The organism is Zoogloea sp. (assembly GCF_028693495.1).
Classification (GTDB): domain Bacteria; phylum Pseudomonadota; class Gammaproteobacteria; order Burkholderiales; family Rhodocyclaceae; genus Zoogloea.
Genome location: NZ_JAQUVG010000014.1, coordinates 1 through 24,939, shown reverse-complemented (window position 1 = coordinate 24,939; position 24,939 = coordinate 1). Strand labels below are relative to the sequence as shown.

The 24,939-nt window shown below is 65.5% G+C and carries 19 protein-coding genes and 1 pseudogene; 9 read left to right on the top strand and 11 right to left on the bottom strand.

The window, feature by feature from the left end; all coding sequences use genetic code 11:
• Nucleotides 1-51: 51 nt before the first annotated feature.
• From PHD22_RS04165 to PHD22_RS04150, 4 genes are all read left to right on the top strand, one after another.
• The gene (locus PHD22_RS04165) at nt 52-510 is read left to right on the top strand and encodes a hypothetical protein (protein WP_299862694.1); all 459 of its coding nucleotides are present in this window, start codon (nt 52-54) and stop codon (nt 508-510) included.
• A 240-nt stretch (nt 511-750) separates the two neighbouring features.
• Entirely contained in the window at nt 751-2,862 is a 2,112-nt protein-coding gene (locus PHD22_RS04160; protein ID WP_299862693.1) for a bifunctional diguanylate cyclase/phosphodiesterase, read from the top strand.
• A gap of 106 nt (nt 2,863-2,968) precedes the next feature.
• Complete coding sequence (locus tag PHD22_RS04155; protein WP_299862692.1) at nt 2,969-3,883, top strand: PhnD/SsuA/transferrin family substrate-binding protein; 915 nt, start codon at nt 2,969-2,971, stop codon at nt 3,881-3,883.
• Nucleotides 3,880-6,729: an EAL domain-containing protein gene (locus tag PHD22_RS04150; protein ID WP_299862689.1), complete on the top strand. Its 2,850-nt coding sequence runs from the start codon at nt 3,880-3,882 to the stop codon at nt 6,727-6,729. The genes PHD22_RS04155 and PHD22_RS04150 overlap by 4 nt, the downstream gene beginning before the upstream one ends.
• A 9-nt stretch (nt 6,730-6,738) precedes the next feature.
• Here the strand turns inward: PHD22_RS04150 and PHD22_RS04145 are convergent, their stop codons facing one another.
• From PHD22_RS04145 to PHD22_RS04130, 4 genes are all read right to left on the bottom strand, one after another.
• Entirely contained in the window at nt 6,739-8,943 is a 2,205-nt protein-coding gene (locus PHD22_RS04145; RefSeq protein ID WP_299862687.1) for a SulP family inorganic anion transporter, read from the bottom strand.
• Nucleotides 8,944-9,071: 128 nt separating this feature from the next.
• On the bottom strand, nt 9,072-9,887 hold the full coding sequence (locus PHD22_RS04140; RefSeq protein WP_299862685.1) for an alpha/beta hydrolase: 816 nt from the start codon (nt 9,885-9,887) through the stop codon (nt 9,072-9,074).
• An 85-nt stretch (nt 9,888-9,972) separates the two neighbouring features.
• Nucleotides 9,973-11,304 carry a leucine-rich repeat-containing protein kinase family protein gene (locus tag PHD22_RS04135; protein ID WP_299862683.1) on the bottom strand — a complete coding sequence of 444 codons (1,332 nt, stop codon included), beginning with the start codon at nt 11,302-11,304 and terminating at the stop codon, nt 9,973-9,975.
• 1 nt (nt 11,305) lies between these two features.
• Nucleotides 11,306-11,695 carry a hypothetical protein gene (locus PHD22_RS04130; protein WP_299862681.1) on the bottom strand — a complete coding sequence of 130 codons (390 nt, stop codon included), beginning with the start codon at nt 11,693-11,695 and terminating at the stop codon, nt 11,306-11,308.
• 222 nt (nt 11,696-11,917) lie between these two features.
• On the opposite strand from PHD22_RS04130, the gene PHD22_RS04125 reads away from it, so the two are divergent.
• The 4 genes from PHD22_RS04125 (at nt 11,918) to PHD22_RS04110 (ending at nt 16,945) form a co-directional block, all read left to right on the top strand.
• Entirely contained in the window at nt 11,918-13,996 is a 2,079-nt protein-coding gene (locus PHD22_RS04125; RefSeq protein ID WP_299862679.1) for a hypothetical protein, read from the top strand.
• A 262-nt stretch (nt 13,997-14,258) separates the two neighbouring features.
• On the top strand, nt 14,259-14,885 hold the full coding sequence (ribA, locus tag PHD22_RS04120) for a GTP cyclohydrolase II (RefSeq protein WP_299862677.1): 627 nt from the start codon (nt 14,259-14,261) through the stop codon (nt 14,883-14,885).
• Between the two features lie 38 nt (nt 14,886-14,923).
• Nucleotides 14,924-15,613, top strand: coding sequence for a L,D-transpeptidase family protein (locus tag PHD22_RS04115; RefSeq protein ID WP_299862675.1), 690 nt, complete (start codon nt 14,924-14,926; stop codon nt 15,611-15,613).
• Between the two features lie 81 nt (nt 15,614-15,694).
• On the top strand, nt 15,695-16,945 hold the full coding sequence (locus PHD22_RS04110; protein WP_299862672.1) for a spore maturation protein: 1,251 nt from the start codon (nt 15,695-15,697) through the stop codon (nt 16,943-16,945).
• A gap of 316 nt (nt 16,946-17,261) precedes the next feature.
• Here the strand turns inward: PHD22_RS04110 and PHD22_RS04105 are convergent, their stop codons facing one another.
• The 5 genes and pseudogenes from PHD22_RS04105 to PHD22_RS04085 all read right to left on the bottom strand — a co-directional run bounded on the left by PHD22_RS04105 (nt 17,262) and on the right by PHD22_RS04085 (nt 20,079).
• Nucleotides 17,262-17,585 (bottom strand): DsbA family protein, encoded by a 324-nt coding sequence (locus tag PHD22_RS04105; RefSeq protein WP_299862669.1) that lies wholly within the window; start codon nt 17,583-17,585, stop codon nt 17,262-17,264.
• A gap of 104 nt (nt 17,586-17,689) precedes the next feature.
• Nucleotides 17,690-18,299 (bottom strand): annotated as a pseudogene (locus tag PHD22_RS04100) (MFS transporter); the annotation flags it as partial.
• A gap of 27 nt (nt 18,300-18,326) precedes the next feature.
• Nucleotides 18,327-18,944 (bottom strand): DsbA family protein, encoded by a 618-nt coding sequence (locus tag PHD22_RS04095; protein WP_299862666.1) that lies wholly within the window; start codon nt 18,942-18,944, stop codon nt 18,327-18,329.
• Nucleotides 18,945-18,950: 6 nt separating this feature from the next.
• Nucleotides 18,951-19,631, bottom strand: coding sequence for a glutathione S-transferase N-terminal domain-containing protein (locus tag PHD22_RS04090; protein WP_299862663.1), 681 nt, complete (start codon nt 19,629-19,631; stop codon nt 18,951-18,953).
• A 4-nt stretch (nt 19,632-19,635) separates the two neighbouring features.
• Nucleotides 19,636-20,079: a PaaI family thioesterase gene (locus PHD22_RS04085; protein WP_299862727.1), complete on the bottom strand. Its 444-nt coding sequence runs from the start codon at nt 20,077-20,079 to the stop codon at nt 19,636-19,638.
• A gap of 96 nt (nt 20,080-20,175) precedes the next feature.
• On the opposite strand from PHD22_RS04085, the gene PHD22_RS04080 reads away from it, so the two are divergent.
• The gene (locus PHD22_RS04080; protein WP_299862660.1) at nt 20,176-21,138 is read left to right on the top strand and encodes a LysR substrate-binding domain-containing protein; all 963 of its coding nucleotides are present in this window, start codon (nt 20,176-20,178) and stop codon (nt 21,136-21,138) included.
• Between the two features lie 113 nt (nt 21,139-21,251).
• Here PHD22_RS04080 and PHD22_RS04075 read toward each other — a convergent pair whose 3' ends face one another.
• Nucleotides 21,252-21,647, bottom strand: a complete 396-nt coding sequence (locus PHD22_RS04075; protein ID WP_299862657.1) for a hypothetical protein — start codon at nt 21,645-21,647, stop codon at nt 21,252-21,254.
• Nucleotides 21,648-21,984: 337 nt separating this feature from the next.
• Complete coding sequence (locus PHD22_RS04070) at nt 21,985-24,759, bottom strand: FAD-binding and (Fe-S)-binding domain-containing protein (protein WP_299862654.1); 2,775 nt, start codon at nt 24,757-24,759, stop codon at nt 21,985-21,987.
• Nucleotides 24,760-24,939 lie beyond the last annotated feature (180 nt).

The window sequence follows — 24,939 nt, the reverse complement described above, 5'->3', positions numbered from 1 at the left end:
GGTCGGCCCCATCGGCGCTAAAATCGTGACTTCCCCCACGGATTTGCGACGATGGACAAGTACGAGCAGTTTGAAATTGAGCAGCGCGCTCTCCTCAATGCCTTGGCCGAATCCGGCCCCAGCGAGGGTCTGCTCCAGCGGATGCAGGCCCTCTATCAGGATGCCTGCCTCAGCATCGCCCTCGGTCCCAGCCTGGCGCTCAGCCACCAGGACGGCGACCGGGAGTCTGCGGATGAGCAGGACGTGGCGTTCTACACCAAGGCCATTGCCAGCGGTGCCCTGGCCAAGATTTTCGAGGCACGGGAATGGGGCGACGTCACCCTCGACTACGAAGCATTGCTGGTGGATGAAGCATTCTGCCCCGGCGTCCGGGTCAGCTGGTCCAACAAGGTCGCCTTTCTGGCGGGTGGCAAGGATGGCACATTCAACCTCCCCCTCGAGCGCATGGCCGGCGCCCTGGCCAGGATGCTCTCTGCCCGCTGGTATCGCTGGCAGGTGAGGGTGGTATGAAACCCGGGCAACACGCGTCCAGCGTGCCTGCCCGCGTTTGCGGCAGCTGGACCACGCACTCCGGACCAGACTGCAGGCCCGGGACGCACCCGGGATAAACCATACCAATGGGATGGTTTTTTAAAACCCCAGATTCGATGAAAATGCATGAGAGGAAAAATGTTTTGACCTCCGGCAGCGTCAGGGCACCACCGGACAAGAAGGCCTGACGCCGCTTACCCACATTTCAAAACCCATGCCATGACCCGCCCCGACGACCCGACGCTCGGCATTCCGGCAAACGACAGCCTCTCCCACAAGCTTGCCGAAACGTGCTTTGCAAAGCTTTTCGCCGACGCCGAGGCCCTGTCGATCCAGGGCTACCTCGAGGATGGCACGGTGGTCTACTGGAACCGCGCCTCGGAGCTCATCTACGGCTACAGCGCCGAGGAGGCCATCGGCGGCAACCTGTTCGAGTTGATCATCCCCGAAGAGCTCCGTGAAACAGTGAAGAAAGCCGTTCGCTGGATGTTCGACCACGGCAGGGGCGCTCCTCCGGGTCGTCTCGACCTGCGCCACATGGATGGCAGCTGGGTTCCGGTCTATTCCAGCCACACCGTGGTCAGCCTCCCCGGTCAGGAAACCATGCTGTTCTGCATGGATGCGGACATGCGCGCCCTGGTCCAGGCAGAGGACGAGTTGCGGATTGCCGCCGCCGCCTTCGAATCCCAGCAGGGGATGCTTATCGCTGACGCCCACGGTGTCATCCTGCGGGTCAATCGTGCCTTCACCGACACCCTGGGATTCACTTTGGACGACATTCTCGGGCAGAGCCCTGAATTCCTCCTGTCACCGCGCAACCCGCCCAGTTTTTTCCGGACGGTCCAGCGCCAACTGATCCGTGCGGGTACCTGGCAGGGTGAAGCCTGGATCCGGCGTAAAAGTGGCGAGGATGACCAGGACTGGGTCACCCTCACGGCAGTGCAGGACGGTGCAGGACAGGTCACCCACTTTGTCGGCAGGCTTACCGACATCAGCCAGCGCAAGGACGCCGAAGCCCGGATCGTGCAACTGGCCTTCTATGACCCCCTGACCGATCTTCCCAACCGTCGCCTGATGTACGACCGCATCCACCAGGCCATGGCCGGCACACAGCGCACGAACTGCCACGGGGCCCTGCTGTTCATTGATGTGGACGACTTCAAGACCCTCAACGACAGCCTGGGCCATGACGTGGGCGATCTCCTGCTGAAGGAGGTTGCCCGCCGCCTCAAGACCCAGGTGCGGGCCAACGACACGGTCGCGCGCTTTGGCGGGGACAAGTTCATCGTGATGCTGGAAGACCTGGATCCGGAGCCCGGCGTAGCAGGTGGCGTGGTGGAAGCCGTCGGCCAGAAACTCATCCAGGCCCTGGCCTTCCCCCACCACTTCGCACGGGGCGCCTATCAGAGCGGGGCCAGCATCGGGGCCATCCTTTTCCGGGAGGCCGGAACCAGCCTCGACGATCTCATCAAACAGGCCGAACTGGCCATGTACGCGGCCAAGAAAGCCGGACGCGGGACGATGCGTTTCTTTGACGCCGGCATGCAGTCGGCCATCAACCGCCGCGCCGAACTGATCCGGCAACTGCGGGAAGGCCTGGCCCGACAGGAATTCCTCCTCCACTACCAGCCCCAGCTGAACCGGCAGGGGCAGCTGGTGGGCGCCGAGGCCTTGCTGCGCTGGCAGCGCCCGGGGGAAGCCCTGCGGATGCCCGGCAGCTTCATTCAGATGGCCGAGGAGTCCGGCCTCATCCTCAGCCTGGGCCAGTGGGTGCTCGAGTCAGCCTGCACGACCCTGGTCGAATGGGGCCGGACACCCCTCTTCCAGGACATGATGCTGAGCGTCAATGTCAGCGCACGGGAGTTCTCCCGCAACGATTTCGTTGCCCGAACGACGGACACCCTGCGACGCTCCGGAGCCCGGCCCCAGAGGCTCCGGCTGGAACTGACGGAAAGCATGCTCCTCGACGACGTGGACGAGGTGGTCAGCAAGATGGAGGCACTGCGCGCCCTGGGGATATCCTTTTCCCTGGACGACTTCGGAACCGGCTACTCCTCCCTCTCCTACCTCCAGCGCCTGCCCCTGAGCGAACTCAAGATCGATCAGTCCTTTGTGCGACGCATGTGCCTCGAAGAGAACAGCGCGGCCGTCGTCCAGACCATCATCGGACTCGGGCACAGCCTCGGACTCACCGTGATTGCGGAAGGCGTCGAAGACACGGCACATCACGAACGTCTCCTGGCGTTGGCCTGCGATCATTTCCAGGGCTATCTTTACGGCAGGCCCATGGCCGCGGGAGACTTCCTGAACCGGGCCGGACATCTGCGCTGAACGCCAGCACAAGACCTATTCCCGAGCGCTCATCCATCGTGCTGTACGTCACAGGCTTACAGGCATTAAGCTGAAGGGGCAGAAAAAAGAGCCGTCAATACAACCCATGAAACGCCGGAAATTCATCGCTACTGCGGGTGTCCTGATCGGCGCGGCCATCGCCGGGTGTGACAGGACGCCACCACCTTCCGGGCCTGTTTATGATGCTCAGCCCAGGAATGGCATGCGCCCCCGGTACAGGCTGGCAGTGCACCCCCTGCATAATCCGACCAAGCTCTTCGAGGTTTATCAACCTTTGGTGGATGTCATCAACCGCGAAATCCCTGAAGCGCGTTTCGTGCTCGAAGCCTCCAGGGACTACCCCTCCTTCGAACAAAAAATCCGCTCCCGCAGGGCCGAATTCCTGCTGACCAATCCCTGGCAGACCCTCAAGGCCATGGAAGCCGGATTCCATGTCATCGCCAGTGCGGGTGCCCCGGAAGACTTCAAGGGAATCTTCATCGTCCGCCGGGACAGCCCCATCCGCCTCCCGGCCGACCTGAAAGGCAAGGCCGTCAGTTATCCGGCGGCTACCGCGATGGCCGCCTGCATCATGCCTCAGGCGTGGCTTCATGGTCAGGGGATCAACGTCAATCGGGATATCGAGAACCGCTACGTGGGCTCCCAGGAGTCCTCCATCATGAATACCTATCAGGGACACACGGCCATTGCAGCCACCTGGCCTCCCCCCTGGCGGGCATTCCAGCGGGATCATCCTCAGGAAGCCGCCGAGCTCCGGGTGATCTGGGAGACACCCCCCCTGATCAACAATGCCGTGGTTGCCCGCAATGACCTGCCCTCGGCGCTGATCGCCCAGGTCCGCCAGGTGCTCCTGAAGCTCGCTACCCGTCATGAAGGGCAGCAGATTCTAGCAGGCATGGAAACGCGTGCCTTTTATCCGGCCAGCGACGCCAGCTACCAGGTGGTACGGACATACATCGACACCTTCGAACGCCAGGTCAGGCCGGTAGAAAGCCCATGAAATCCCTCTGGCGTGGCCTCCAGGCACTTCTTTTCAAGTCCTTGCGACGTCAGCTGATCGTTGGCGTGGCGCTGGTGCATGCGTCGATGATGGGTATTTTCGTTTTCGACCTGACCTACCGCCAGCGGGAGATGCTGCTCCATCGCCAGGTAGAGGAAAACATTTATCTGAGCCGCGGGCTGGCCATCAGTTCAGCCAATGCGCTCGGCGCCATGGATCTGGCAGGGCTGCAGGAAATCATCGCTTCCCAGCATCGCCTCTCCTATGTCCGCTTCGCAATGATCCTCGACAGGGACGGCCGGGTCGTCGCCCACACCGAGAGCAAGCGCATCGGCAGTTACGTCCTGGACCTGCCCGACGAGCCTGCCAGAATGGAGGAAGTCCAGCTGGTCAGCCGCCAGCTGGAGCTGGTGGACAGCGTGGCGCCGGTGGTTATGGCGGACCGGCTCATCGGCTGGGCACGCATCGGTACCCAGCATCAGGATACCCAGCAGGAACTGGACGCCATCACCAGGGAGGGCCTGCTCTACACCCTCGCGGCCATCCTCATCGGCACCCTGCTGGCGTGGGCCATGGCCGACCGCCTGACCCGTCGCATGCGGACGCTGGTGGGCGTGATGGAGCAGGTGCGGCAAGGCAAGGAAGACGAGCGGGTCGCCATCATCGGCCAGGACGAACTGGCAACCCTGGGTACAGACTTCAACAGCATGCTGGATGCCCTGGCTGCCCAACGCGGCGCCCTGGCAACCTCGGAAGCCGATCTGGGTCAGCAAAAACGCTTTCTGCGAGCCCTGATCCAGAGCATCCCCGATCTGGTCTGGCTGAAGAACACCCAAGGCGTTTACCTCCTCTGCAATCCCCGCTTCGAGCAGTTCTTCGGACAACCCGAAGCCGACATCATCGGCAAGACGGACCACGACTTCGTGGCAGTGGGGATTGCGGATGCCTTCCGGGCAAACGACCGGATTGCCCTGGAATCCGGCGTACCTCACGCCAATCAGGAAGAAGTGACGTTTGCCTCCGACGGTCACAAGGAATGGCTGCTGACCATCAAGTCGCCCATGTATGACAGCGAAGGCCGGATCATCGGCGTCATCGGCATCGGCCGCGACATGAGCCTGCTCAGGCAGGCCGAGCAGGTCATGCAAGCCAGCCTCGACCAGCTCAACGAAGCCCAGCGCATCGCCAAGCTGGGCAGCTGGTTCCTGGATCTGGACAGCCGTCAGCTCGAATGCTCGGAAGAAACCTTCCGGATCCTGGAAATGGAACCTGCCGGAAGGAAGGGCTTTTCCTATGACGAACTCCTCGAGATCGTGCACCCGGACGACCGGGCGACGCTCCGTGCGCTCTACGAGAAAACCTTCAGCGGCGACACCGACTACGACGTCACCCACCGCCTTGTGATGCCCGACGGGCGGATAAAGCACGTCCATGCCCTGGGAGAAATCCAGCTCAACGAGCACGGACAGGCACAGCTGATCCACGGCACCGTGCAGGACATCACCGAACGGATCCAGAGCGAGGCCGAAATCCACCGACTGGCCAACTACGACGCCCTGACTGGCCTCCCCAACCGTCGCCTGCTCACCGACCGGCTGGCCCAGGCCCTGGCCACCCGGCGCCGCCTGCAGCGCAAGGAAACCCTGATCCTCTTCAACATCGACCGTTTCAAGAACATCAATGATGCCCGCGGGATTGCCATCGGCGACACCCTGCTCATGGCGGTTGCCCTGCGCCTTCAGGGGCTGACCCGTGAAGGAGACACCCTGGCCCGGCTTTCCGCCGACGAATTCGCCCTCTATATCTCGAACCAGGCCCTGCACCCATCCCCTGATGGGCGTCAGGCCCTGGCCGTGGCCGAGAAGATCCACAACGCCCTGCGCACCCCCTTCATCATCGCCGGAGATGAAATAAGCATCACTGCGAGCCTCGGGATCACCCTGTTCCCCGAGCACAACGAGGACACTCCGGAAGGGGTATTGCTGTGTGCCGACACGGCCCTGCACCGGGCCAAGGCCGCCGGAGGCAACCGGAGTGCCTTCTTTGAAACCGCCATGGGCGAAGCCGTCCAGCAACGCTTTGCCATCGAAGCAGCCCTGCACCGGGGGATCCCTGCCGGCGAATTACGGCTCTTCCTGCAGCCCCAGGTGGATGAAGAAGGGCACCCGGTCGGTGCTGAAGTGTTGGTCCGCTGGCAACATCCCCAGCGGGGGCTGCTCCCTCCGGGCACATTCATCCCCGTCGCCGAGGAGTCCGACCTGATCGTCGAGCTGGGTACCTGGGTACTGGAGGCGGCCTGCCAGTTGATGGCCCGGGAGGACATGGCGGGCAATCCCCTGCGCCTGTCGGTCAACCTATCGCCGCGGCACTTCCGCCAGAGTGGCTTCGTGCCCTGGGTACGTCAGGTGCTCACCGCAACCGGCGCCGACCCTACCCGGCTGACCCTCGAAGTGACGGAAGGCCTGGTTGTGGACAACGTCGGTGAAGTGGTGAGCAAGATGAGCGAACTGGCCATTCTCGGCGTGCATTTTTCCATCGACGACTTCGGCACCGGCTACTCGTCCCTGGCCTACCTGAAACGCCTGCCCATTCATGAACTGAAGATCGACAAGACCTTCGTCCAGGACGCACCGACCGATCCAGACGATGCGGCACTGGTGGAAACCATCCTGTCCATCGCCCGGCACATGCACCTCAAAGTGGTGGCGGAAGGCGTGGAAACCCGCGAACAGGCCGACTTCCTCAACACCCGGGGCAACGTGATCCACCAGGGCTACCTGTTCGGCAAGCCCGAGCCGGCCGAAGTCTGGCTGGAGCGCTGGCGCAAAGCGGAAGAACGGTTCTGAGGCGGACGCTCAGCCCCGGAGCACCCGAAGCTCCCGGTTCATGAACCGGACACGCATGGCCAGGACCTTGGCGAGCCCTTCGAACAGCAGGCCAGCTTCCGGTCCGGCCAGGTTGGTGGCCGCGTCGAAGCGCTCCCGTGACAGGATGAAGCAATCGGTCTCTGTCAGGGCGATGGCATCGGCAACCCGTCGGGTGCTGTCCAGGAATCCCATCTCACCGATGAAATCGCCCCGCCCGAAGGTGCCGATGTGCCACAGCTCCTTCCTGCCCAGGGCGATCTCGACGCGGACCGTGCCCCGGCGGATGAAGAGCAGATCTCCGCCCGGAGCACCCGCTTCGAAAAGCTTCTCACCTTCGGAAAAATGACGCTGTGCGATGATCGGGGCCAGGCTGGTGAGGGTTGTCGGCAGCCAGCCCAGCAGGTGCTCCAGCTCGGCCAGTTCGAGAGGTGGGTCCAGGTCTTCATGGGTATAGTCGGCAGCCCGCAGGATCTGGCCCTCAACCCACTCCAGGGCGTCATCCAGCTGCCGGAAGGCGAGGGCCCGGGTACTGTCCCGCAGGAGCCCCACATCCTTCAGGTAGCGCTTCATCTTCAGACCGCTGGGCAGCCCGCGGGGAATCTCGGCAAAGATCAGGTAAGCCCCCACCTGCTCCAGGCGATCCTTGATCTGCTCCAGCACGTGGGTGGCGGTGAGGTCCAGGGACTGGACCCGCCGCAGGTTCAGGATCACGTAGGTACGCGGTCCGATCTCCGGCTCCAGGGCTCGGTAGAGCTGGTGGGCGGTACCAAAGAAAAGACTGCCCTGGAGCTCCACGATCACCGTCTTGCTCCCGTGCCGGGTGAGGATGGACAGCTCCTGGTCGTGCCGGACCACCTTGGAGAACTGCTCCCCACCCTCGATCTTGCGGCGCAGGATCCGGCTGTGACTCTGCTCGTTGAGATAGAGGGCAATGGCCAGCACGATGCCCACCGCGGAGGCCGCAATCAGGCTCACGCTGAGGGCCGTCACGATCACCGCCACGATCACGATGAAATCCAGCCGGGTGGCCTTGCTGCGGAAGAACTCCAGGCTGTGCTGGTCGATCATCCGGTAACCGATCACCATCAGGATGCCCCCCAGGGCCGCGATGGGAATCCACGCCACCAGAGGCGACAGGAACAGGAAGGTCAGCAAGGCAAAGCCGCCTTCCAGGATGCCGGAGCGTCGGGTCTGGCCGCCGCTGGCCAGATTGACCATCGACGCCCCCATCTGACCAGCTCCCGGAATGCCCCCCAGCAGGGCCGAACCGAGATTGCCGAGGCCCTGGGCCACCAGTTCCCGGTCCGGACGGTGGTGGGTGTTCGTCAGGGTATCCAGGACGATGCAGGTCTTGAGGGTATCGATGGACAGGAGGACCGCGAGGGTCAGGGCCGGAAAGACCACCTGGGCGAGCAGACCGGGATCGAACGCCCCGACGGTCTGGATATTCCGGGTGACCGCATCCAGCAAGGACGCATCCGGTGTACTCAGGGGGCCGATCACCAGGGGATTGTCACGGGTTTGCCGGAGCGCAGGGTCGAACAGGCCGAGCAGGAGATAGAGGCAGATCCCCGCCCCCATGGCGATGATCGCCGCAGGAATCAGACGCACCAGCCGGTCGGCCCGCAGCATCGTGAGGATCACACCCAGGCCCACCACAATGCTCTCCCAGCGCCAGCTGGCCGGGCTCAGCAACGCGGCCTGGAGCCCCATGTCTTCGGGCACGCCAAGCACCCGGGGCAACTGGCTGCCGATGATGGTCAGGCCTACCCCACTCAGATAGCCGCAGACCACTGGATAGGGAATGTACTTGATCAGGCTGCCGATGCCGGCGAAGCCCAGGCCCATCTGGATGGCGCCGGCCAGCAGGCCGATGAGGATCAGCATCAGCATGCCCGTCTGCGGAGGGACGCCCTGCTGGGCGAAACCGATGGCCAGGGCGGCCAGGACCGCCGCCGCCGGGGCACAGGGCGCGGTGATGAGCCTGTCCGTTCCCCCCAGGGCGGGTGCAATCAGCCCCAGCACGGTGGCGCCCAGAATGCCGGCCAGCGCCCCCTGGGCGCCATAGCCCGGCCCCAGGGGGGAAAAGATCGTCACGCCAAAGGCGATGGCCGATGGCAGGGCGACCAGCGTGGCCGCCAGGCCACCCCACAGGTCTCCCGGCCAGGGCCGGGCGGTCTTGCTGGCATCCATACGTCTTGCCCATCTGTAAGCGGATCACGAACCCGGTGAAACCGGTACGGGCTGCGTACCGGCCTCCCCATGGTAATACCGATGCTGGACAGGTGCCCAGCGGATCCGCCCGACAGGATGAGGGTGGCTCAGGCCGGCGCCAGGAACCCGGCCACCAGAGCCACCACCACCTCAGGCTTTTCCCGATGGGGCACATGGAAAGTATCGGGCATGATCTCCACGCGGGCCGGGCCACTGCTGAGGGCTCCGATCATTTCCGGATGACGGGCCGAACCATACTCGTCCTGGGCGCCGTGGATGGCCAGGACCGGGCAGACCACCTGGGGCAGGGTTTCCGCCAGGGACCAGGAAGCGAACTCCGGATGGGTCCAGGTCTCGATCCAGGCATCCAGCACCCAGCGGGCCTTGTCCCCGTGATAGCGTCCGAGACGCTCCACCTGAAGCGGGTCGGTGAACTGGGCCTTGGCCACCAGGATGCCGTCAAGGGTGCGATCCTCCGGGAAGGCCTGGGCGGCGATGGTCACCAGCGCCTCACAGGCTTCGGGGAAGGCCGCGGCACAATACACGGCCATGCCCCCGCCGACGCTGTGGCCCAAGGCGACGAAGCGCTCGAAGCCCAGCCGGGCCCGCAGTACGGGGACCACGCTCCGGGCCTCCTGGGCGATGAAATCCATGGCCAGGGTGTCCTGGCGGGGAGCCGATCGGCCAAACCCCAGCCGGTCGTAAGCAATCACCTGGCGACCCGTCGCCCGGCTCAGCACCTCCGGGAAATTCCGCCACAATTCCACGCAGCCCAGGGAGTCATGGAAAAGCAGAATCGGGGCCTGCGGTGGTCCCTCTGGCCCCGCCGCAGCGGGGGTCCAGATGCGGGCGAAGAGGGGCCCTTCCGGGTGCTCCACCCAGGCATCCCGGGTGTCGATGGCTGCAGTGGTGAGCTCTGTCATGAATGAGGCTTTCTCGTGGAGAGTATCCGAACCCATTGTATTGACGTTTACGTAAGCGTCAATACCTATTATTCCACGGCTCCCCTCAGACCGGCAGCGGGAAAAAATGCGCGCCGAGGGCCACCAAACGGGCCTGGATGGCTTGGAATCCCGGTCGTGCCGCCACGTCCTCATCCAGGCAGGCAGCCTCCAGGGCCCGCAGCCTGGTCAGGACCACTGCCTCTTCCGGCGATCCAGCCTGGCAACGGGCCAGCAACTCCTCCAGCAGGCAACCAAAGGCCCGCACTTCGATACGCTCCAGCCCTGCCCGGTCCCCCTGACCGGGCAGGCAGGACGCCGCGCCGAAATCCCCCAGCAGGCAGCCGCCCTCCCCATCGTGGAGGATGTTATGAGCATAAAGATCCCCATGCAGGACGCCGCGCCGGTGCAGGTGTGCCACCACCGACGCCACGCGACCCGCCAGGGCGAGCACCGACCGCAGGCTGAAACGGATGCGTTCGGGATAAACGTCCCGGGTGCACGAGGCCAGGCTGGGGGGGCCCGCCAGGCTCTGGAAGCGGGAGTCGATGCGCGCCATCACCAGGCCCCGGGCCTGCTCCGGGTGATCCAGGAGCGGCCCCAGCACGGGAATCAGGTGGGCATGGGTGCCGGCCCTCAGGCAGGCTGCCATCTCGGAAGCCGGCAGGCCGTCGCTGGTCACCGCCCCCTTGAAGACCTTGACCGCGACGGCCCGGAACGGCCCATCCCCTGTTCCGTGAAGAGCCTCGTGGATCACCCCGGACGCCCCTTCACCCAGGCGTTTCCCGGTACGGAGCTCGGTCCAGGAGATCCCGCCGTCGATCGTCCTTTCCTCGTCCGCGCAGAACGGGTTTCCCCCCAGGGCCACCCAGGCCAGCCGGGGCATGCGGGTCAGCCAGCCGGGCAGGGCGGTCAGCCGGTTGGCGGCGATGCGCAGGAGCTCCAGCCGACGGCAGGCAGCCAGGGACTCAGGCAAGGCACGCAGCCGGTTGCCCGCCAGCATCAGCTTCTGAAGCGCCTCGCAGTGACCGATCTCCGGGGGCAAGGCCTCGAGGCGATTGTCCGTCAGGATCAACCAGCGCAGCCGGGGCGGCAGGGCCGCAGGGGGCACCCGCTCGATATAGCAGGATTTGAAGCCCACCATGGTCAGCTCTTCGCAGGCCCCGACCACCGCCGGCAGCACCTGGAAGGGATTGCCCGAACAGAACAGCACCCGCAGACGCCGGAGTTCCGGCAGGCGTTCGGGCAGCTCGGTCAGGGCGTTGCCCGACAGGTCGAGAACCTCCAGGGTGTCGGCCAGCGTGAAGATTTCCTCCGGAAAGGTCTTCAGGCCCCCGCCCAGCTTGAGGTGGCGCGTGCCCGTCAGCGCCCCGGCGCGCAGCTGCTCGAGGGTCTGCACGTCAGCGCGACACCTGCTGCTCGGCGATCAACTTGCCGATCCGCGAATCCTCAGCCACCGGCTCCAGCAGCAGGATGTGGTGACGGTTGATCAGCATCCGGTCCGGCCCATGGGCCTCGCCCCCGCGCTTGACCAGCACGTTGGCCACCTCCCGGCTCTCCGGGTTCTGGCGGGACTGGATGTAGAAGCTGTCCCGCAGCACCAGGAAATCGCCCTGGTCCGCATCGAGCCGGCCGAAGAACACCTGGCCGTTGGCCAGGGCCACGGCCTGATAGGGCGTGGGCAACTCGAGGCGCTGCTGGTGGGAATGGACCTGACGGGCCAGCAGGAGCAACGCAGCTGCCATCAGCAGCGCGGCACCTGCCGTCACCCAGGCAGTGACACGGGACATGGGACTCTCCGGAAGTAGGTTCTTTTTTAAAGCCTATCAGGTTTGCCCATCCGATCACGACCGTATCCGGGCCGCCGTCATCGGCGGAAAACGCTTAATGGGCCTGTAATACTCGCACGTTATTTTCATCGGTCAGCACTTCACTTCCATCCCCCATGTCCATTGCCCCATGGGCACAGCGCCTTTGACAGCGCGCCAGCGATCGCCCCGGAAAGACCCGCCATGCCCACCCCGAATGCATCCGCTCCCCAGGACCTCCACCGCCTTCCTCCCACTGCCGTCCCGCGTCTCCAGCCCCGCCGGCTGACCACCGCGCTGCTTCTGGCTGGCCTGGGCGGGCTGGTCCTGCAGCCGGTCCAGGCCGCCAGCTTCACCATCACCGACCTGTCCGGCACCCCCCAGACCCTGGCCGCCGGGCAGACCGGCACGATCACCGCCACCGGCCAGTTGCAGGTCGGCGGAACCACTGTGGCGCTCACCATCACCGGCAACAATGCCACCCTGAACAACCAGGGCAACCTCTCCCAGACCGGCAGCGGTCGGGTCATCCGCGACAACACCGGCGTGTCCGGGCTGATGATCACCAACGGTAGCCTAACCAACAGCACGGCAACCCTCCAGGCCCAGGACGCCGACGTGATCCAGATGAACAAGGCCCAGGCCAGCGTCACCCTGGACAACTACGGCCGGATGATTTCCCACAACCTCTCGGCGGGGGGAGCCCAAGTGGTGGATTTCAACGCCATCGCCTCCGGGAGCAACATCGTCACCAACCACGCCGGCGCCCTGATCCAGGCCAGCCATGCCGATGCGGTACGCCCCGGCGTCAATGGAGTGGTCCACAACGCAGGCACCATTCAATCCCTGGGAGCGACGGGTGGCAGCAGCGACGGCATTGACGCCCAGCAGAACAGCGGTATCTGGATCACCAACAGTGGTCTCGTGGAAGGCGCCCGCAGCGGCGTGACCGGAGGCGCCGCCACGGCCACGGCAGCGTTCACCCAGACCATCACCAACCTGGCCGGCGGCGTGATCCGCGGCAACGACGGCTCCGGCATCAATCTGGACGGCTTCAACGCCCTGCAGCAGATCACCCTGACCAACGCCGGCCTGATCAGCGGTAACGGCATCACCGGAGACGGCGACGGGGTCGATGTGGACGGCCTCGTGCAGATCACCAACACCGGGATCATCCGCTCCCAGAACGCCGTGGCGAACCCCGCCAGCGGCCCCGCCTACAGCGAGGGCATCTCTGCCGGCGGCGGCACGATCCTCAACGCGGGCACCATCGAAGGCCTGGTGGCCGCAGGCAACGCCAATGCCCTGGGGCGGGGCATCTCCCTGGTGGGGAACGACATCGCCAGCGGCCCCCTGGCCGGCATCCGGGAAGGGATCTACGCCCACAGCAGCATCGTCAACCAGGCAGGCGGCACGATCCGCGGCCAGAACGACTCGGCCATCTACGTGGGCGGGGCCGCCAACGGCTTCACCGTCACCCTCAGCAACAACGCCGGGGGCACCATCGTCGGCGGCGGCGCCACCTACGCCGCCATCCGCACCGGGGCCAACGACGACACCCTGATCAACGCCGGCACCATCGACGGCAGCAGCAGCGGCAAGGCCATCGACCTGGGCGCCGGCAACAACGCCCTCTACCTCACCGGCGGCACCGTCATCGGCGCCATCGACGGAGGCATCGGCGGCCGGAACACCCTGACCATCGCCAGCGGGGCCGGTATGGCCGCCCACTACGCCAGCCGGATCTCCAACTTCGCGCAGGTGAACATCCAGGGTGGCGAAGTCACCCTGTCCGGGCAGAGCGACTACGCCGGCAGCACCCACATCGACGGCGGCCACCTGATCCTGGACGGGGCCCACCGCCTCTCCGCCGACGGCGAGCTGATCCTGGCGGGCGGCATGCTGTCCCTCCGGAACGGAGGCAATGGCGTCGCCCAGCGCTTTGCCCGTCTCTCCCTCAGCGGAGACACCCTCGTGGATCTGGGAGAGTCGTCCCTGGGCTTCCTGGGCCTGGGGACCATCGACGGCATCCACACCCTGACCTTGCGCCAGGATGACACCACCGCCGACGCCCTGCGCTTCCTGGGGGATCTCTCATCGAATGCCGATTTCCTGAACCTGATCGGCGATACCACCATCAACGGGGGCGGGGCCCGCTACTGGTTCGACGGTCAGTACACCCGGATCGCCGCTGCCACGGTTTCCGAACCTGCCTCCCACGCCCTGATGCTGACGGGTCTCGGTCTGCTCGGGTTGATTACCCGCCGCCGCCAGCGGCGCTGACCGGCCCAGGCCCGGGCGGATTCCCGCACCGGGCCCCTGCGGGCGGGGCAGACCCCGCCCTCTGTTGTATCCTCTGCAACAGAGATTTTCCGCAAATCCCCTTTTTCTGCCGCGCAAGAGCCGCTACATTGGCAGCCGGCATGCCTCCCGCGGGGCGTTTTCGCCCAAGCCGCCGGGTCCCCCCTCCCAAAAGACTATTCCCAAAACCACCGCTTAGCCCTAGATTCGGGGTTTCCGCTTCATTCATCGAGAAAGATCATTCATGGAACACCAGCAGGTACAGACGGACGCTGGCCCCCCCCCCCTGACGCCCATCGGCGCCTGTGAGCTGCCAACCCCCTGGGCTACCTTCATGCTTCACGGCTTTGTGGACGAAGCCAGCGGCAAGGAACACCTGGCCCTGACCCTGGGCACCATCGACGACGGCGCCCCCGTGCTCGGCCGGGTCCACTCCGAATGCCTGACCGGCGACGCCCTGTTCAGCCAGCGCTGCGACTGCGGCGCCCAGTTGGAGGAGGCCCTCAGACGGATCGCCCGGGAAGGACGCGGCGTACTGCTGTACCTGCGTCAGGAAGGACGCGGCATCGGCCTGGCCAACAAGATCCGCGCCTACCGCCTGCAGGACGGCGGCGCCGACACCGTGGAAGCCAACAACCTGCTGGGCTTTCCCGCCGACCTGCGGCGCTACGAGATCTGCAAGCCGATCCTGGCGAGCCTCGGCATCACCCACCTCAAGCTGATGACCAACAACCCCCGCAAGGTGGACGCCCTGACCCAGATCGGCATCGAAGTCAGCGAGCGGGTCGGTCTTCAGGTGGGGCGCAACCCGGCCAACCACCACTACCTGGCCACCAAACGCAAGAAGCTCGGCCACCTCTTTTCCGGCTGACCCCTGCCAGCGCGGCCCCGCGCAGGCCTTCCGCCTCCATGCCCGACGGTTTCCGCCTGCCCAGCGCCTGCCGGCAGCTGCTGCTGTGCCTGTCCGACAGCTGGGCTGCGCCCACGGGCACCCTCCAGCGCTTCCGGCGGGAGGACGACAGCCCCTGGATCCGGGAGGGGCCCGCCATCCCCGTCAGCCTCGGCCACCGGGGCATGGCCTGGGGGCGGGGCCTGCACCCCCCCATGGGGGGATCCTCGAAGCGGGAAGGAGACCAGTGCGCCCCTGCGGGCGTGTTTACCCTCACGGCCCTGTTCGGCACGGAGGACGCCGACAGCCCCGTGACCCAGGCCGCCCGGCTGCCCTACCTGGCCACCCACGCCGGACTCCGGTGCGTGGACGACGCCGCCTCCACCCACTACAACTGCCTTGTGGACCAGACCCGGCTTGCCCCCGACTGGTGCTCCGCCGAGGAGATGCGCCGCGCCGACGCCCGTTACACCCTCGGTGCGGTGGTGGCCCACAACACGGCACCCCGCAAGCCCGGTGCCGGCTCCTGCATTTTCCTGCATGTCTGGGAAGCCGCCGGCATCCCCACGGCAGGGTGCACGGCCATGGCACTGGAGGCCATGGAAACCCTGGCCCGGTGGCTGGACGGCCGCGCCCATCCCCTGCTGGTGCAGCTGCCCCGGACGGAATTCCATCGCCTGCGGCGCCCCTGGAGCCTCCCGGAACGATGACAGGCCACCCGCCCCACCGCTAGACTGCCGGCCTTTCCCCTTGCCCGGCAGGGCCGCTCCGGCGGCACGCCCACCGCCATCGTGCTCAACCGGATCTGGATCTCGTTCGTTCTCATCGGCTTCGTGGCCACCCTGGTGCAAACCCTGCAGGGGGACCTGACCCTGTTCACTCGGGTACTCACGGGCCTCTTCGACACGGCCCGGACCGGCTTCGACATCGCCATCGGTCTTGTGGGCATCATGAGCTTATGGCTGGGAATCATGAAGGTGGGGGAGAAGGGAGGGCTGATCCAGCTCTTCGGACGAGCCCTGGCGCCGTTCTTCCGCCGGGTCTTTCCCGATATCCCGGCGGGTCATCCGGCCAGCGGCAGCATCGTGATGAATTTCAGCGCCAACCTGCTGGGGCTGGACAACGCCGCCACGCCCCTGGGGCTCAAGGCCATGGGCGAGTTGCAGGAGATCAATCCCCGCAAGGACACTGCCAGCAACCCGATGATCATGTTCCTGGTGCTGAACACGGCGGGGATCACCCTGATCCCCACCTCGGTGATCGCCATCCGCCAGAGCCTGGCCCTTCAGCAGGGTCTCGTGGGCTTCAATGCAGCGGACATCTTCCTGCCCACGCTGCTGGGCACCTTCGTCTCCTTCTGCGCGGGCCTGGTGGCCGTAGCCACCTGGCAGCGGATCAACCTCCTGTGCTGGCCGGTGCTGGGTTTCCTGGGGGGATTCGCCGCCCTGATGGGAGGGCTCCATGCCTGGCTCGGCGGTCTGCCCCCCGCCCAGATGGCCGAGATGATCGGTCTCCTGGGCAGCGGCATCATCGTGTCCCTGATCGTACTGTTCGTCGCCGTCGCCGCCTGGCGGGGCGTGGATGTCTACGAGAGCTTCGTGGAAGGCGCCCGGGAAGGCTTCGGCGTGGCGGTACAGATCATTCCCTACCTGATCGCCATGCTGGCCGCGATCTCCCTTTTTCGCACCAGTGGTTGCATGGACTACCTGATCGAAGGGATCCGCAGCGTCGTGATCGCCCTGGGGCTCAACGCCGACTTCGTGCCGGCCCTGCCTGTCGGACTCATGAAGACCCTGAGTGGCAGCGGCGCCCGCGGGCTGATGGTGGATGTCATGACCACCTATGGGGTGGACTCCTTCCAGGGGCGCCTGGCCGCCATCATCCAGGGCTCCACGGAGACCACCTTCTACGTGCTGGCGGTGTATTTCGGCAGCGTGAACATCACCCGCACCCGCTATGCCGTGGCCTGCGGCCTGATTGCCGACCTGGTGGGCCTGGTGGGCGCCATCCTGATCGGCTACCTGTTCTACCACGGACACTGAGCCGTGTGCCCGGGCTCTCCCGCGGCACGCCGCTTCCCCTTCCGAAAGTCCTCCCGCATCCCGCCCATGGGGATGAATCCCTCGTCCATCCGCACAACACTTTTCCGGGAGATCATCCCGCAAGCGCGGGGAGCGGCGTCTTTATCGGACGACTGGCGCACATGGCGGAGGGGCTGCCCAGGAGCAGGCGGGCAAACCAAAGGCAAAGGTGAGCGGATTTGTGTGTTGTGCCAGCCAGTCGATCCGGCTGGGGCTGGGCAGCGACGCGCCGGGAGGCCATGCAGCCCTTCAGGGTCCGCACGCCTTCGCGGAAACGCTAGCGCACCGCCCCCGGACGGACCTGCGCTGCGGCCCGCATGGCAAGGGTATCAAGCACAGGGTCTCCCCGGATCCAGGCACGGAGCATGGGCAGGGCATCCAACCCCCAGAACAGGCGCTCCCCCACGGTGATCGTGGGAACGCCGAAAACGCCATCGGCCGCGGCAGCGCGGGTGTTCTCCCGAAGCCTGGCCTTGATCTCCGGAGCGTCCCGGTAGGGGGGCGCCTGCTCCAGGCCCAGGCGGTCCAGGGTGGCCCGCCAGGCCGGCGAACAGGACCGGGCGCCGCTCGAGGAGCAGGGGTTCCCGGCGCAGGGCCTCATCCATCAGGCAGGCCCAGGGAGAAATCACGTCGAAGTAGAAGATGGCCTGGGGCACGGGTTGAGTCACGGGAAGTCCTCGTGGAATCGTGGAGTCGGAAAGGCGCTCAGCCCGCCAGGGCCGGACGCGGGAGACGAGCCTCGCGGATGGGTAGGTGGATGAGGTCCGCCAGGGTGGCCAGGCGCCAGGTGAAGCCGAGGCCGGCGGCAAACAGGTAAAAGGTGAGCGAACTTGGGGGTAGGAGCAGGTATGCACCGATCAACACCACCCGGGAGCTGTACATGAGCGCCAGCACGTGCTTGCTGCGGTAGCGGGCAACGCAGGCGCCGGCATAGAGACTGCCGAAGATGTTGGCCAGCCCGATGATGGCGAGGGACGTGCTGGCCACGGAGGGCGGCAGACCACACAGGTCCACCTCACCCGGCAGATGAGTGACCAGGAACGCAATGTGAAAGCCGCAGGTGCAGGAGTAGGTAACTACGGTCCTTCAAGGCGCTCCGAACCGCGTGCATCGCCCCCCGGCCGGGCTCCGGCAGGGGCCGCACCACCGCCGGGGCCCGGGTGAGCCGTCCCACCAGGGGCAGGACGGCACGGGCCATCAGGGCCATGGCGCCCAGGGTGCTGCCCCAGCCCACCGTCTGGATGAGCCTCTGCAGGAATGGTGCGAACAGGAACTGGCCGCAGGAACCGCCGGCGTTGATCACGCCGGAGGCCGCGCAAGGTGCGGCGGAACAGGATGCACCTCAAAAGGTCCAGGGCTGGAGCGGATCCAGGGTTTCCGCCAGCAGACCAAGCCGGTCGCTCCCCCAAAACAGCTCACCTTTGTAGACGAAGGTGGGTGCACCGAACACGCCCAGGGCCTCCGCCCGCGTTTGGGCTGCGGCGCGAGCCGCCGGCGCCTCGCTGGCCTGCCAGAGGCGCCAGTCGTCCACGTCCAGCCCGGCGGCCGTGAGGGCTGCCTCGATTTCCGCCGGGGACTCCAGATCGAACTCCCGGCGCCAGAAGGCCGCGAGCAAGGGATCGCAGAACGCCCAAAGGCGGCCCCGGGCCTTGGCGAAGAGCATGGCCTCGCTGCCGAGGGTCGCGTCCCAGAGCTTGGTGGTGGCACGGATGGTGAGGCCCTGCAGCCGGGCCAGGCGCCGACAGTCCATGTAGAGGTACTTGACCTTGGCCTGATCCCGCCGGGATCGCTCCTCGACTTCGCCCCCGTAGGCGGAGCGGAAGTCGGTGATGTAGGGCCACCAGTCGAAGGGGGTGCCGCTGCGCTCCGCGAGGCGGCGGGCGGGTTGGAGGGCGAGGTAGGAGTAGGGGCTGCGGAGGTCGATGAAGGCGTCGACGACCGGGGAGTCCTGGAAATGCATGATCGATCAGTCCGTGCGAAAGAGATTCCGTTTGGCCTCGGAGGAGGTGGACACATCCACCCAGCGCTCCCTCAGCAGGTTCAGGCCGCGCCCTACTCCAGGGCGCTGGCGCACCCGGCCATACCAGGCCTGAACATGGGCAAACGGTGCCAGGGACACCCCTGTGAGGGCGTGGATACGGATCCACGGGAAGCAGGCCATGTCGGCGACGGAATAGTCCCCGCACAGGTAGTCGCGGCCGGCCAGCCGCTGGTCGAGGACCTGGAGCAGCCGCCGTGTTTCGTTCTGGTAACGCTCGAGGGCGTAGGGAACCGGCTGGGGTGCATAGCGGAAGAAGTGCTGGGCCTGCCCCATCATGGGCCCGAGCCCCCCCACCTGCCAGAACAGCCATTGCAGGACCTCGCCACGCAGACGCAGGTCGGCAGGCAGGAAACGGCCTTCCTTGCCCGCCAGGTAGAGCAGGATCCCACCGCTCTCGAAGACGGTCAGGGGATCGCCGCCCCCGGTGGGGGCATGATCGACGATGGCCGGGATCTTTCCGTTGGGGTTGATGGCCCGGTAGGACGCCGCGTGCTGGTCACCCCGAGTGATGTCGATGGGGATGAGCCGGTAGGGGATGCCCAGCTCCTCCACCAGGATCTGTACCTTGTGCCCGTTGGGGGCGGGCCAGCTATATACATCGATCATGGCGTCACTTCTCGCCCTTGCCGTGCATGACCATGATGGTCTGCTGCATGAGCGCGCAGAGGGACTCCTTGCCTCCCTTGACAGCGAACACTTCCGCCCGGGTGACGATGAGGGTACGGCCGGAACGGACCACGGCGCCCCGGGCGATGAGCTGCTCCCCATCGGCGGGGGCCATGAGGTTCATCTTGAACTCGACGGTGAGCACCGACGCCTCCGCCGGGACGCGGGTCATGGCGGCGTAGCCCGCCGCCGAGTCGGCAATCATCCCGACCACGCCCCCGTGGACGAAGCCGTGCTGCTGCTCCACTCCCTCCCAGTGGGGCAGGTGGATCTCCGTGCGCCCCTCCTCCACGACCGGCAGGGTGGCCCGGATGAGGTGCATCGCGTTCTGCCGGGCAAAGCTGGCCCGGATACGTTCGACAAAGGAAGGTTCGGACAGGTGTGCCATGCTGATGAACTCCGGGTAGAGGAAAGTACCTGCATTAGAATTCATGGATCGGCGCGGCTCAACTGAGTTTTTCGGCGCCTCACATGAGCCTAGAGAATGTCAATTCCCCTCTCGCGGATTCCCTCCATCGACCTGCTGCGGAGCTTCGTGGCCGTGGGGCGGCGCATGAGCATCACCCTGGCCGCCCAGGACCTGTTCCTGACCCAGTCAGCGGTCAGCCGTCAAATGCACGGACTGGAGTCGAGCCTTGGCATGAAGTTGTTCGAGCGGACCCACCGGGCAATCCGCTTCACCCCCGAGGGAGAGCGGCTGTTCCGGGTGACCGACCTGGCAATGCAACAACTGCAGAACACCCTCGGCGAACTCCAGGCCAGCCTCGGCACGCCCCGGCCCGTCACCCTTACGGCCAGCATCTCCTTCATCGGGCTGTGGCTGCTGCCCCGCCTGCCCGATTTCCAGCAGAAGCATCCAGGAGTCGAGGTCCGCCTGTCGGCCAACAACGACATCGTGGACCTGCACCGGGAAGGGCTGGACGTGGCAATCCGCTACTGCGCTGGGGAACACATGCCCGCCGGCGCCCGGCGGCTGTTTGGCGAGACGATCTTTCCGGTGGCCCACCCGGGGCTCGGCATCACCCGGCTGGACGACCCGGAGATCATCTCGCGCTCGGTCCTGCTGGAATTCGAGGGTGACCGCTCCCCTTGGTGGAACTGGGAGAACTGGCTGGAAATGCAGGGCTGGTCCCAGGTGCGGCCCAAGAGCGTCCTCCGCTTCAACCTGTTCGACCAGATGATCCATGCCACCGTCGCCCGTCAGGGCATCGCCCTGGGGCGCAGCCAGTTCATCCGCCCGATGCTGGAGGATGGCCGGCTGGTGGCCCTGGCCACCCCGCAGCCGGGCCCCCGCTCGAACAAGGTCTTCTGCCTGCTGCAGCGGGATCCGGTCCCGTCGAGGGAGACCCAAGCCCTGATCGACTGGATCCTGGCCGAGGCCTGCCCGACGGATGCTCTGGACCGCGCCGGGGTGTCGTTCAGCCCACCTCCGGTGGCAACGCGATGATGCCCATACCCACCAGGGCACCACCGCTCCCAAACGCTAAAACCCCCGCCAGCCCTGCAGGGCTGGCGGGGGTTTTAGCCTGTTCAACAGTTCGGCGCCGTGCGCCGGAGGACTCAAGCCAGCGGCTTCACCAGATCCCTGGCGGCCTCACCGGACGGCGTGTTCGGCGACATGGACTGGACCATGTCGTACATCCGGGTGGCTGCAGCGGACGAGTAGGCGTTTGCGCCGTTCCGGCTGGCGGGATCTCCCTGAACGACAGCCTGAGTGGAGGGGTTGCGCATGCCATTGGTGACTGCAGTTCCCTGCGCTGTCGATGCGTTGAGGGCATCGACTCCGGTCTGGCTGATGGCAACACGGGTACTGTCCTGAGCGGGAACCGGAGCGCCAGGAGGCGCCGCCTGAGGAGCCGCCGGTGCGGTGGTCGCCGGGGATGCCATGGACTGCGGAGCCTGAGGCCGCTGCAAGCTGTAGGCAGAGGCGAGGCTCGAGGGATTGATGGTCGGCATGATGTATTCCTTGCATGGCAGCACAGATGCTGCACTTCCGTCATGATAAGACAGCCTGTGCCCTGGAGCCATCCCATCTCAGCGCCAGGTTGATCGTCCAGGACTATCGAGGATCGCTCCTCACCAGATGAACACAGCGGTTTGAACAATGTTCCCATGCCAGAGTTCAGGCAAGTCAACCACTTCACTGCCTGGGTAAACCACAGCGGCTGAACATCTGGGCGAGGCGGATGGTCATGAAGCATGCTTTCCGCATGCACCTAACGTACATCAGGCGACCGGAGGTCGAAGGTGAGCCTATTTGGGGCCCGCCCTTAGCAGAAAAAGGCGCACCAGATCAACAGCGGGCGAGTCTTTGCGCCTTGGCACTGCATTCATCCAGCAAATGGACGATGGAGCGGTAGGCCAGGCCGGTGGCATGGGTCAGACCGATTTCGCAGGTCTGGTTGCTGGAGTAGCCGCTGCGGCAGCCGGCAGGCACTTCCAGTTTACGCAGGGCATGGGCATTGAGCTCGGGCACCACAAATCCCCGGTCGCCCCCGAAACCACAGCATTTGACCTCCTCCGGCATGACCACCTGCTCGGCGCACGCGCAGGCCAGCTGCCGGAGCTTCTCCTCCGCCCCCATCCGGCGCGCCGAGCAGTTCAGGTGCAGAAGCACCGGCTCCGTCTTCTTGTGCATCATCAGGCGGGGGAGCAAGGCATCGTGGGCAAACTCCACGAGGTCATACACCTTCAGGCGCTCAGCCAGGAACGTCTTCATCCTCAGGGAGCAGGCACTGGCATCGAGCACCACGGGGTACTGCCCGTGGTTGCTGGCCTTCATCAGGGCCGCCTCGAGCTCGGCCGACTTGCGATCCGCATCCTCGGCCAGGCCCTTGCTCGCAAAGGACTGGCCGCAGCACAGGGTGTTCACGCCCTCCGGCAGGATGGGCGCGAAACCAGCCCGCTCCAGCACCCGGATCACGGTAGCGGACAGGGCCTGCTCAGGGCTTTCGGCGCCAAACATGCGACCGGCGCAGGTAGGGAAATAAACGACCTTGTCCCCTTCGGTGAGGCGGGCCCGCCCAAGGGGCTGGGGCATCGGCATACCTTCCTTCCATGCACCGCCAGAGAGACGAACCAGGGCTTTCGGCCCGATCACGGCTTCCGCCAGATGGCCGACCTTGAGGGCTGCCCGAGCCAGCGCCTGGGTTGCACCGTAATGGTTGGCGGCCACCCGTCCCAGGCTGCGTGCCACGCGGGACAGGTTCTCTCCCCGTACAGCCCGGGTCAGGGCGCCGGTCTCGATGCCGACCGGACAGGCCGTGGAGCACAGGCCGCAGGTGGCACAGGTATCGAGGCCCATGTACAGGTAGTCTTCCCCCAGTTGCCCGGGCGCCTCGCCAGCCGTTTTGCGACGGGACAGCTCCCGCCAGCCGACGATCCGCTGGCGGGGCGACAGGGTCAGGCCATGGGAGGGACACTGGGGCTCGCAAAACCCGCATTCGATGCAGCGGTCCACAGGGGCATAGAGCAGCCCGGCGGCGGGCATGGGCTTGAGGTGCTTTAGGTGGGCTTCTGCGTCCTCATTGAGGATCACCCCCGGATTGAGCAAGCCTTCCGGATCAAAGAGGTGCTTGATCTCCTTCATGAGTTCGTAAGCCTGGGTCCCCCATTCCAGTGCCACAAAGGGTGCCATGTTGCGACCAGTGCCGTGCTCGGCCTTGAGGGAAGCGTCGTACTTGTCCACCAGGGTGGTGCACAGCTCATCCATGAAAGCTGCGTAGCGAACCACCTCGGACGCTACGCCGAAGTCCTGCGTGAACACGAAATGCACGTTGCCTTCCAGGGCGTGTCCGAAGATGATGGCCTCGTGATAGCCGTGCTTGGCAAAAAGCCCCTGCAGGTCAAGACAACAGGCGGCCAGCATGGGTACCGGGACAGCCACATCCTCGATGATCACCGTCGTCCCCGGTCTGCGTACAGCACCAACGGCAGGAAAGGTGCCCTTCCGCACGTTCCAGAGCCCTGCGATCTCGGCGGGGTCGGTAGTGAAGGCAGGCCGCTCGATGAGGGGGCAGGCTTCGAGCGTCTCCATCACTTTCCCGATCCGGTCCTTGAGCTCGGTGGAGGAGGGGGCCCGTGTCTCGATGAGCAAAGCCGTCACCCCCTCGGGCAGGGTCGTGAGCAGGGCCGGCATGCCGGGCTTGTCGGCAACGCAGCGCAGGGAAGCACGATCCAGAAGCTCCACCGCATCTACTGGCCGGTGCTTCAGATCAACCACAGCGCGGCAGGCGCTCTCCATGTCCGGGAAGAAGGCAAGGGCACTGGCCTTGTGAGCGTATTCCGGGACCGTGTTGTAGGTAACCCGGGCAATGAACCCGAGGGTGCCTTCAGAACCGATCATCAGGTGTGCAAGGATGTCCACCGGATCGCTGTAATCCACCAGGGCATTGAGACTGTAGCCGGTGGTGTTCTTGATCTTGTACTTGCTCCGGATCCGGGCAGCCAGAGCCGCATCCCCGCGGACCCGGGCTGCCATCACGGACAATTGTTCGAGAAGGCGGGCATGACTGATCCGGAATGCCGCCACACTCACCGCGTCCCCGGTATCCAGCAAGGCCCCGTCAGCCAGGAGGACGCGCATCCCAGCCAGGGTGTTGTAACTGTTCTGGGCCGTACCACAGCACATGCCGGAACTGTTGTTGGCCGCGATGCCGCCCACCTTGGCCGCATTGATGGAGGCCGGATCGGGACCGATCTTGCGTCCGAAGGGCGCCAGACGACGGTTTACCTCCGCTCCAATCATTGCCGGCCCTACCCGGACGGTAGCTCCGTCAGCCCCCACTTCGCAGATGGCGAGGCCTTCCCCCAGCAAAACCAATACACCATCTGTCACTGCCTGGCCACACAGACTGGTCCCCGCGGCCCGGAAAGTAACCGGGCGGCGATGGGTGCGTGCCACTTCCACCACCTGACGAACCTCTTCCTCATCGTGGACGACGACGACCACTTCGGGAATGAGCCGGTAAAAACTACCGTCCGTACCGTAAGCCAGACGGCGCAGTTCGTCGGTGATCACGCGCTCGGCAGACAGTTTCTGGCGCAAGGCATTGATGAGAGAAGACATGGCGGGATATCCCGGAAAGAGGAAGAGTAAAGGAGGGCAGACGGAGAGACCGGCTTAGCAGGGTGTTGAAAATTGCATCGTCACCTTCCGTTTCCAGCTTGGCTGGGAAAAATCGACGCTGAAGAACCCCGGCGTGGTTTGGCATGAAGCACTTTCCAGCCGTCTTTCGAGCCGATTCCG